At 67.1% G+C, this 432-nt stretch carries 1 pseudogene; it reads left to right on the top strand.

Annotated elements, in window-relative coordinates:
* Positions 1-432, top strand: a pseudogene (locus ISP15_RS18345) (hypothetical protein); the annotation flags it as partial.

Genomic DNA, 432 nt, shown 5'->3' with positions numbered 1-432 from the left:
CGATGCGCTGGGCAACACCACCACCTACCACGACGACCTCGCCACGCACACCCGCAGCGTGACCACGCCCGATGGCGTGACGATGACCACCGTGCAGGATGCCTATGGCGACACGCTGAGCGTGACCGATGGGGCTGGCAACACCACCACCTACACCTACGATGCCGACGGACGCCTGCTCACCACCACCACGCCGCTGGGCGAGGTCAGCCGTAACCAGTACGACGCCGACGGCGACCTGATCCAGAGCACCGACGCCACCGGGCATGTCGTCACCTATACCTATAACGCCAGCGGCAGGCAGCTGACCCAGACGGTCGATCCCGGCGGCCTGGCCCTCACCACCACCTACACCCTGGACGCCCAAGGGCGGCAGCTCAGCATCACCGATCCGACCGGCGCGGTGACCACGTATGCCTACGATGCCGACGG

The organism is Dyella jejuensis, assembly GCF_044904675.1.
GTDB lineage: Bacteria > Pseudomonadota > Gammaproteobacteria > Xanthomonadales > Rhodanobacteraceae > Dyella_B > Dyella_B jejuensis.
Note: the sequence above shows the minus strand (reverse complement) of the source record. Positions and strands in the feature narration are given on the sequence as shown.